Source organism: Pseudomonas fluorescens (assembly GCF_005938625.1).
Classification (GTDB): Bacteria; Pseudomonadota; Gammaproteobacteria; order Pseudomonadales; family Pseudomonadaceae; genus Aquipseudomonas; species Aquipseudomonas fluorescens_BD.
Genome location: NZ_VCNJ01000030.1, coordinates 184201 through 192375, shown reverse-complemented (window position 1 = coordinate 192375; position 8175 = coordinate 184201). Strand labels below are relative to the sequence as shown.

General features: G+C 59.1%; 7 protein-coding genes. 2 read left to right on the top strand and 5 right to left on the bottom strand.

Annotated elements, in window-relative coordinates:
• Nucleotides 1–178: 178 nt before the first annotated feature.
• The gene (locus FGA82_RS20430; protein WP_134178347.1) at nt 179–1063 is read right to left on the bottom strand and encodes a helix-turn-helix domain-containing protein; all 885 of its coding nucleotides are present in this window, start codon (nt 1061–1063) and stop codon (nt 179–181) included.
• 177 nt (nt 1064–1240) lie between these two features.
• Here FGA82_RS20430 and pobA point away from each other — a divergent pair, with 177 nt between their 5' ends.
• Nucleotides 1241–2434 carry a 4-hydroxybenzoate 3-monooxygenase gene (gene pobA, locus FGA82_RS20425; protein WP_141128479.1) on the top strand — a complete coding sequence of 398 codons (1194 nt, stop codon included), beginning with the start codon at nt 1241–1243 and terminating at the stop codon, nt 2432–2434.
• Nucleotides 2435–2513: 79 nt separating this feature from the next.
• Nucleotides 2514–4031, top strand: coding sequence for an MDR family MFS transporter (locus tag FGA82_RS20420; protein WP_141128478.1), 1518 nt, complete (start codon nt 2514–2516; stop codon nt 4029–4031).
• A 170-nt stretch (nt 4032–4201) separates the two neighbouring features.
• Here the strand turns inward: FGA82_RS20420 and FGA82_RS20415 are convergent, their stop codons facing one another.
• The 4 genes from FGA82_RS20415 to FGA82_RS20400 all read right to left on the bottom strand — a co-directional run bounded on the left by FGA82_RS20415 (nt 4202) and on the right by FGA82_RS20400 (nt 8137).
• A complete protein-coding gene (locus FGA82_RS20415) occupies nt 4202–5047 on the bottom strand; it encodes a cache domain-containing protein (RefSeq protein ID WP_141128477.1) in 846 nt (281 codons plus the stop codon).
• Between the two features lie 131 nt (nt 5048–5178).
• A complete protein-coding gene (locus FGA82_RS20410; RefSeq protein WP_141128476.1) occupies nt 5179–6033 on the bottom strand; it encodes an ATPase in 855 nt (284 codons plus the stop codon).
• A gap of 116 nt (nt 6034–6149) precedes the next feature.
• Nucleotides 6150–7142: an NAD-dependent epimerase/dehydratase family protein gene (locus FGA82_RS20405; protein ID WP_141128475.1), complete on the bottom strand. Its 993-nt coding sequence runs from the start codon at nt 7140–7142 to the stop codon at nt 6150–6152.
• Between the two features lie 95 nt (nt 7143–7237).
• The gene (locus FGA82_RS20400) at nt 7238–8137 is read right to left on the bottom strand and encodes a LysR family transcriptional regulator ArgP (protein ID WP_141128474.1); all 900 of its coding nucleotides are present in this window, start codon (nt 8135–8137) and stop codon (nt 7238–7240) included.
• Nucleotides 8138–8175: the final 38 nt, after the last annotated feature.

Here is an 8175-nt window from a genome sequence, read left to right as displayed (position 1 = left end):
CTGGATTTTCTGGTGCTCAGATTTCCCGCCCCCCCCCAGTGGGATAATGATTTGTAAATCGGATCCCCTGTAGGAGTGAGCCTGCTCGCGATAGCGGTGTGTCATTCAGATAAAGTTTGACTGACACACCGCTATCGCGAGCAGGCTCACTCCTACAGGGGTTTTGTGGTGTCAGTGATTAATGCTCGGCCTTCAGGCTGTCGCGGAAAGCCTTGGGCGATATCCCCACCCGTCGTCGAAACAGGCGCGTGAAGTTGGTCGGATCGGAAAACCCCAACAACTCCGACATCTCATAAATCGTCATGCTGGTATAGGTCAGCAAGCGCTTGGCTTCCAGCAACTGCCGTTCATGCATGATCTGCAACGCCGGCTGCCCCGCCAATTCTCGGCAGGTGCCGTTGAGGTGCGACACAGAAATCCCCAACCGATGCGCGAGGTCTTCGACCTTGACGTGCTGGCGATATGTCTCTTCGACCAATTGAATAAAACCATTGAGGTATTCGCGCTGACGTTGCGGCCGCTGACTGGCTTTGTGCCGCACGATCGCCTGACGGCTGACCCAGACCATGATCACGCTGACCAGCGAATGCATGAGCATTTCTCGCGCCGGTTGGTGGCCGTTGTACTCGGCCTGCAACGCCGAGAACAGGCTGTTGAGGTAATCGCCGTCGTTGCCTGCCGGGTAGTTTTCTGCACTGGCCAAAGCATGTACCGAATCGCCCAGTTGCGCCTGCAGATGATTGATCAGCGGTGTGGCGAGGGTAACGATGAAGCCTTCGACGTCTTCGGAAAAACGAAAGCCGTGCACGGACAACGGTGGCAGCACTTGAATGGCCGGGGTGTCGAGTTGCGTGCGTTGCCCTTCGATCTCAAGCTCTGCCTGACCTTTGAAGACGAAGAGTAACTGGCATAAATCAGCATGACGATGGGGTTTGATTTCCCATTCATGTTCGCGACTGCGGGAGGAAATGGTTTCACAGTGCAGCAAGTCAGGGGTCGGCCAGTCCAGGCTTTCACCGTAGAGCTTGAACACTGGAATCGAAGGCAGCTCAGGCTTGTTCATCACTTCAATCCAGGCCTCGGGGTTGTGGGCGATAATCGCACCGATTGGCAGAATGTACAGGTATCGGCTCAGTTTTCACCTTCAATTGACAGACCCGCAAGGGAAAAATGCAAGCACTCGATCCATAAAAATCATTCACCGGTCTGGGCCGCGTGAAGCTTGCGAGTCATAAAAACAATGAAAACGCTGAAAACCCAAGTCGCCATTATCGGCGCCGGTCCGTCCGGATTGCTCCTCGGTCAGTTGTTGCACAACGCCGGCATCGACACCCTCATCCTCGAACGTCAGACACCCGATTACGTCCTCGGCCGCATCCGCGCCGGCGTGCTTGAACAAGGCATGGTAGAGCTGTTGCGTCAGGCTGGTGTGAGTCAGCGCATGGACGCCGAAGGACTGGTGCATGGTGGTTTCGATCTGGCCCTGGACGGGCGTCAGGTGCACATCGATCTGCACGCGCTGACCGGCGGCAAGAGCGTGATGATCTACGGCCAGACCGAAGTGACTCGCGACCTGATGGCCGCTCGTCGGGAGGCTGGCGCGCAGACTATTTATTCAGCAAGCAACGTCGTTCCTCACGGCGTGAAAAGCGACGAAGCTTTTGTCACCTTTGAAAAGGACGGCGAAACCTGGCGTGTCGATTGCGATTACATCGCCGGTTGCGACGGTTTCCACGGTGTCGCGCGACAGTCGATTCCGGCCGATTGCATGAAGGTCTTCGAGCGGGTTTATCCGTTTGGCTGGCTGGGCATTCTGGCCGATACGCCGCCGGTGCATGAGGAATTGGTCTACGCCCGCCATGAACGCGGCTTTGCCTTGTGCAGCATGCGTTCGGCAACGCGCACCCGTTATTACCTGCAAGTACCAGCGGATGAAAACGTCGATGACTGGAGCGATCAGCGCTTCTGGGATGAATTGAAAAATCGTCTGCCGGTGGCGCTTGCCGAGAAACTGGTCACTGGCCCGTCAATTGAAAAAAGCATCGCGCCGCTGCGCAGTTTTGTCGTCGAGCCGATGCAGTACGGACGGATGTTTCTGGTCGGCGACGCCGCGCATATCGTCCCGCCTACCGGCGCCAAGGGTTTGAATCTGGCGGCGAGTGACGTCAGCACGTTGTTCAATATTCTGCTGAAGGTTTACCGCGACGGGCGCACCGAACTGCTGGAAAAATACTCGGAAATCTGCCTGCGCCGAGTCTGGAAAGCCGAGCGCTTTTCCTGGTGGATGACTTCGATGCTGCACCGCTTCGATGATCACGATGACTTCAGCCAGCGCATCAGCGCCTCGGAACTGGACTACTTTGTCAGTTCAGAAGCAGGGCGAAAAACCATTGCAGAAAATTACGTCGGACTTCCTTATGAGGCTATCGAATAGCCTGCTACCGACTTACACTGGCGAGCATCCACCCGCGCGCGATGGCCGCGCGGGTCCATCACTGCCCGCAGGCTCGCCCGTGACCAATCTCAATCACCCCGAAACGCCCAAACCGGCCATTCGCAGCGTGCTGGTCGCGCTGATGATGGCGATCTTCCTCGGCGCGCTGGACCAGACCATCGTCGCCGTGTCGATGCCGGCCATTTCTGCTCAGTTCAAGGACGTCAGCCTGCTGGCCTGGGTGATTTCCGGGTACATGGTCGCGATGACGGTGGCCGTGCCGATCTACGGCAAGCTCGGCGACTTGTATGGGCGACGCAAACTGATGCTGTTCGGCATGGGCCTGTTCACCCTCGCCTCACTGTTTTGCGGCATGGCGCAAAGCATGGAGCAACTGGTGCTGGCGCGGATCCTTCAGGGCATCGGCGCTGGCGGGATGATCTCGGTGAGTCAGGCGATCATCGGCGACATCGTGCCGCCGCGTGAACGCGGGCGTTACCAGGGTTACTTCAGCAGCATGTACGCGGTGGCCAGCGTTGCCGGTCCGGTGCTTGGCGGGTACATGACCGAGTACCTGTCGTGGCGCTGGGTATTTCTGATCAACCTGCCGCTGGGCCTCGGTGCCTGGTGGGTGGCGCGACGTAATCTGCGTGGCCTGCCGATTCCGCAACGCAAACCGATCATCGATTATCTCGGCACCTTGCTGATGATCATCGGCCTGACAGCTCTGCTGCTGGGCATTACTCAGGTTGGTCAGGGTCATTCGTGGCGCAGCGGTGAAGTGCTTGGCCTGTTCGCTTGTGCAGTGGTGGTACTGGCGGTGTTTGTCTGGCACGAGCGCCGTGCTCGGGAGCCTTTGCTGCCGATGCACCTGTTCGCCAATCGCAACGCCCTGCTGTGCTGGTGCACGATTTTCTTCACCAGTTTCCAGGCGATTTCCTTGATTGTGCTGATGCCGCTGCGCTTTCAGACCGTCACCGGTGCCGGAGCTGACAGCGCCGCTTTGCACTTGTTGCCATTGGCGATGGGGTTGCCGATTGGTGCATTTTTCGCCGGCCGGCGCACGTCGATCACCGGGCGTTACAAACCACAGATTCTGACCGGCGCTCTGCTGATGCCGATCGCGATTCTCGGCATGGCGTTCAGCCCGCCCGAGGCGACGCTGGTCAGTGGTCTGTTCATGCTGCTCTGCGGTATTTCCAGCGGCATGCAGTTTCCAACGTCGTTGGTCGGCACCCAGAACTCGGTGGAACAACGCGACATCGGCGTAGCCACCAGTACCACCAATCTGTTTCGCTCCCTCGGCGGCGCAGTGGGTGTTGCGTTGATGTCGGCGCTGTTGCTGGCGTTGTTGCAGGATTCGAGTTTCGCTCATCTGGCGAGCAGTTCACTGATGAGCGAAGGGCATTCGGGTAATGTCTTGCTGGATGGTTTGAACGCCGCGCCGGGTGATGCGCAGAACGCCTTGCGTGCGGAATTGCTGGTGACGTTTCGGCATTTGCTGTGGGTGAGTGCGGCGGTGTCGTTGCTCGGGTTGGCAGCGGCGATTGCGATGCCGAACAACTTGCTGCGCGGGCGCGAGCACGGCGCCAAATAACCGCAACACCACAAACCCCTGTGGGAGCGAGCCTGCTCGCGAAAGCGGTGTGTTGATCGTTCCCACGCTCTGCGTGGGAATGCCTCAACGGACGCTCTGCGTTCGGCTTTGGATGGGATGCAGAGCGTCCCGGGCTGCATTCCCACGCGGAGCGTGGGAACGATCATCCTTCAAGGGCTGTAGTAACCGACGGCGACGAGGAAATGCCCGGCCTTTTTCAGATAGGCATGTTTGTCCTCGACCTTGCCGGTCACCGGGTTCTTCCAGCGGTATTCATATTCGCCCTCATCCTGCTTGCCGATCAGCGCCAGAATCGGCTCGCCCACCGGTTTGCCTTCCGGATCCTTGACCTTGCCGAAGTCGGTATTGATCAAGCGCAGATTGGTGCCGTGGGCGACGTAACGCTGAGTGTTCAGGTCGACCACGAACACATACAGGTCATCCTGCAAATAGCCCCCCTTGAGCGAATTGATCGCCGTCAACGTGCCCTTCTCGTCTTTGCCCAAATCAGTCGCCGCTTTGTCGAGCAATGCCTTGGCCTGCTCCGCCGAAGCTCGCGGCAAGTAATAACCGACCGCCAGAATCCGCTGGCCGATGCGCTGGTAATACACGTGCTTGCGCTCGACCTTGCCGTCGGCCCAGTTCTGCCAGCGGTATTCGGCCTGCTGGATGCCATTGCCTTCCGGCACTTTCAAGGCATCCTTGAAGGTTTTCTGCAAATCCGGGCCGAGCACCTCACTCACGTCACGGCCGATCAATGCCGACGAAGGCCCGCCGCTGGCGAGCATCACGCCTTTGGTATCGAGCACGAACACATAGCGATCCTTGTCGACGAACTCGCCTTGGCGGCTGAACGCGGCGAACGCCTTGTCACCGTTGTCGTGGTAATAGGCCAGGGCCTTTTCCAGCAAGGCGATGGCGGCCTGACTGTCATCCTTGGCGGTGGCGGCGCTAGCCTGGCCGAAACCGGCCAGTAACATCAAACAGAGACAGGCGATTTTTTGCACAAACCCCATGACGCATCCCTCGTTCTTTTTGGTGTTTCAAGAGCGTAGACGGCTTGGGGGCATGTATGGATATTCAGAGGGTTTCTGAACGTTTCGCGGATCCTGTGGTGAGGAATGGCTCCACCACAGGTGATCAGGATTCAAGGCCGGGAATTGATCTGCTGCTGCAAATTCTGAATCTGCGCCTGAAGGGTGTTGATGTTGCGGGTCATCTGAGCACGGAAGGCGTCGAACTCGGCGGTATTGCCGCCACCCTGCGCGGCTGCCGGGCGGTTGTCCTGCTCGCTTTTGAGTACAACGATTTCCTGCTCAAGACGATCGATCGCCGCGCTCGGGTTGCCCTGCTTCTTCAGTGCAGCGATATCGGCGCCGAGGCTTTTGAACTGAGCGTCAAAGGCCTTCAACTGGGCATCGACCTTGCTGGTGTCGGCCGGTGTGCTTTTCACCGTCGCCAGCTCAGCGCTCAAGGCTTTGACCTGTGCCTGCAACTGAGTGTTGGCGTTCTGCTGTTCGGTGGTCTGCGCGGTCATCTGCGCCAGGCGCTTATCGAGATCGCTGGCCTGCCCTGCTACGCCTTGCTGCTGTTTGCTCTGATCGAGCAGCTTGCCTTCGAGCTGTTTGATTTGCAGCTTCAGCGCTTCGCTGTCGCTGGTGACGTTGGATTGACTGGCCACGACCTTGCCGGAAATGTCCTGCAAGCGACCGGCCGCTTCTTCGCTGATCCGCGCGAAGCTTTCCTGGGTCGCGACCAATTGCTGCTCCATCAACGAGATCTGCTGGAAACTCCACCAGGCCAGACCGACGAAGGCGAAGAACAGCGCACCGACCAAGGCCCACAATGGCCCGGTGCTCGCGGCTTTGACCTTGACCACCGGCGGCGTGCGCGAGTGTACGGAGGTGCGGGCGGTGGTCGGAATGTCATCGTCGTCGAAGGTGTCGGCACGCAGGCTCGGGACATCATCGAAATCGTCGTGGGCATCATTACGCATGGACATTGAGGCAACCTTTGTGAAACGCGGTGATGGCTAAATGCTGCGAAGTATAACCGCCGCAGCCGCAGGGATTGACCCCCAAGCAGCTACACGGTTCATTGCCGCCCGGCCGAATCGTTTCAACGGATGTCCTGAGCTTTCCACCACGCGCAGAACTCATCCAGCGCCGACCACAGGCTGACTTTCGGATCGTAGTCCAGATAATGCCGGGCGCGGCTGATGTCGAGGGTGAAATTTTTTTTCATCACCTGCATGCCCAGGCGCGACAGGGTTGGCTCCGGACGTCCGGGCCAGAGCTTGCACGCACCTTCGTTGAGCGCCGCGACGCTATAGGCCAGACCATACGAACGGTATTTGGTGACCTGCGGCACTTCCATCTTGCGCATCACGTAATTGACCACATCCCACAACGGCACCGGCGCGCCATTGCTGATGTTGTAGGCCTTGCCCAGTGCGGAACCGGCGGCCAGCAAACTGCTGAGCAGCGCTTCGTTGAGGTTCTGTACGCTGGTGAAGTCGACTTTGTTCAGGCCATTGCCGATGATCGCCAGACGGCCCTTGCGCTGCATGTTGAGCAGGCGCGGGAAAATGCTCATGTCGCCAGCACCGGTGACGAAACGCGGGCGCAGGGCGATGGTTTCCAGGCCGAATTCCTGTGCCCCGAAGACCTTCTGCTCGGCCAGGTATTTGGTCGCGGCGTAATGATGTTTGAAGCGCTTGGGCACTTGCTCTTCGGTCAGGTTGAAGTGATCGCGGCCGTCGAAATAGATCGATGGCGATGAGAGATGCACCAAGCGTCGGACGCGCTGCTTGAGACAGGCTTCGACGACGTTTTCAGTGACCTGCACGTTGCCCTGATGGAAGTCCTGATAGCGGCCCCACAGCCCGACGGCGCCCGCGCAATGCACCACGGCTTCAACATCGCAGCACAGCTCGCGGACCAGATCGGGATCGGTCAGATCGCCGGGGACAAACTCGGCACCACGGCGCACCAGATGCTCGACGCTCTCGGCCCGGCGACCGTTGACCCGTACGTCCAGGCCCTGCTCCAAAGCGAAACGCGCAAAGCGTCCGCCAATGAAGCCGCTTGCGCCGGTGACCAAAATTTTCATGCAAAACTCCAATGAAACCAGCTGCGAGCTTCAAGCTTCGAGCTGCAAGTTTAAAACGGTGCGCAGCGCTGAACTTGCCGCTTGCAGCTTGACGCTCATGGCTGCTTCCAGGGCACCAGCCATTGCGCCGATGAACGCACCAATTGCTCGGTCAGCAAGCCTAGAAGCTGACCGCCATTGCGCCAATGATGCCAGTACAACGGCACGTCGATCGGTTTATCTGGCAACAGTTCGCGCAACAACCCACGCTGCAACTGATCGCGCACTTGCAGTTCCGGCACCAGCCCCCAGCCGAGTCCGGCTTCGGTCAGGCGGATGAAACCTTCCGAGGACGGGCACAAATGGTGTTCGAATCCACCGTCGACGCCCAACGAGGCGAGATAGCGATGCTGGAGAAAATCATCCGGGCCGAACACCAGTGCCGGAGTACGCGGCAATTGTTCGGCGCGCACGCCATCAGGAAAATGTCGTTCAATAAACGCCGGGCTTGCCAGCGCGCGATAACGCATTGCACCGAGCAACACGCTGCGCGCGCCGGCCACCGGCCGTTCACTGGCGCAGAGGCACGCGGCGACTTCACCGGCGCGCATGCGTTTGAGGCCGACGGTCTGGTCTTCGACAATCAGATCGAGCAGCAAATGTTGTTCGGCGCAGAAGTCCCCCACCGCCTCGGCCCACCACGTGGCGAGGCTGTCGGCATTCAACGCGATGCGCAGACGCTCCGGCAGGCCCTCTTCGTCCAGCGCGGGCACCAAGGTTTGCAGGTCGCGCTCAAGCAAACGCACCTGCTGCACATGGTTGAGCAGACGTCGGCCAATTTCGGTCGGCGATGGCGGCGTACCGCGTATCAGCACCGGTTGGCCAACACGTGCCTCGAGCAGTTTGATCCGCTGCGAGATCGCCGACTGTGACAAGCCCAACACCTGCGCGGCCCGTTCGAATCCGGCCTGCTCGACCACGGCGGCCAGAGCAGAAAGCAATTTGTAGTCGAACATCAGTTTTCCTAATGAGCGATCAGCACTATTGGTTTTTC

Coding starts and splice junctions, on each gene's coding strand:
- FGA82_RS20430 (WP_134178347.1), bottom strand. CDS start 1,063: ATGAACAAGCCTGAGCTGCCTTCGATTCCAGTGTTCAAGCTCTACGGT.
- pobA (WP_141128479.1), top strand. CDS start 1,241: ATGAAAACGCTGAAAACCCAAGTCGCCATTATCGGCGCCGGTCCGTCC.
- FGA82_RS20415 (WP_141128477.1), bottom strand. CDS start 5,047: ATGGGGTTTGTGCAAAAAATCGCCTGTCTCTGTTTGATGTTACTGGCC.
- FGA82_RS20410 (WP_141128476.1), bottom strand. CDS start 6,033: ATGTCCATGCGTAATGATGCCCACGACGATTTCGATGATGTCCCGAGC.
- FGA82_RS20405 (WP_141128475.1), bottom strand. CDS start 7,142: ATGAAAATTTTGGTCACCGGCGCAAGCGGCTTCATTGGCGGACGCTTT.
- FGA82_RS20400 (WP_141128474.1), bottom strand. CDS start 8,137: ATGTTCGACTACAAATTGCTTTCTGCTCTGGCCGCCGTGGTCGAGCAG.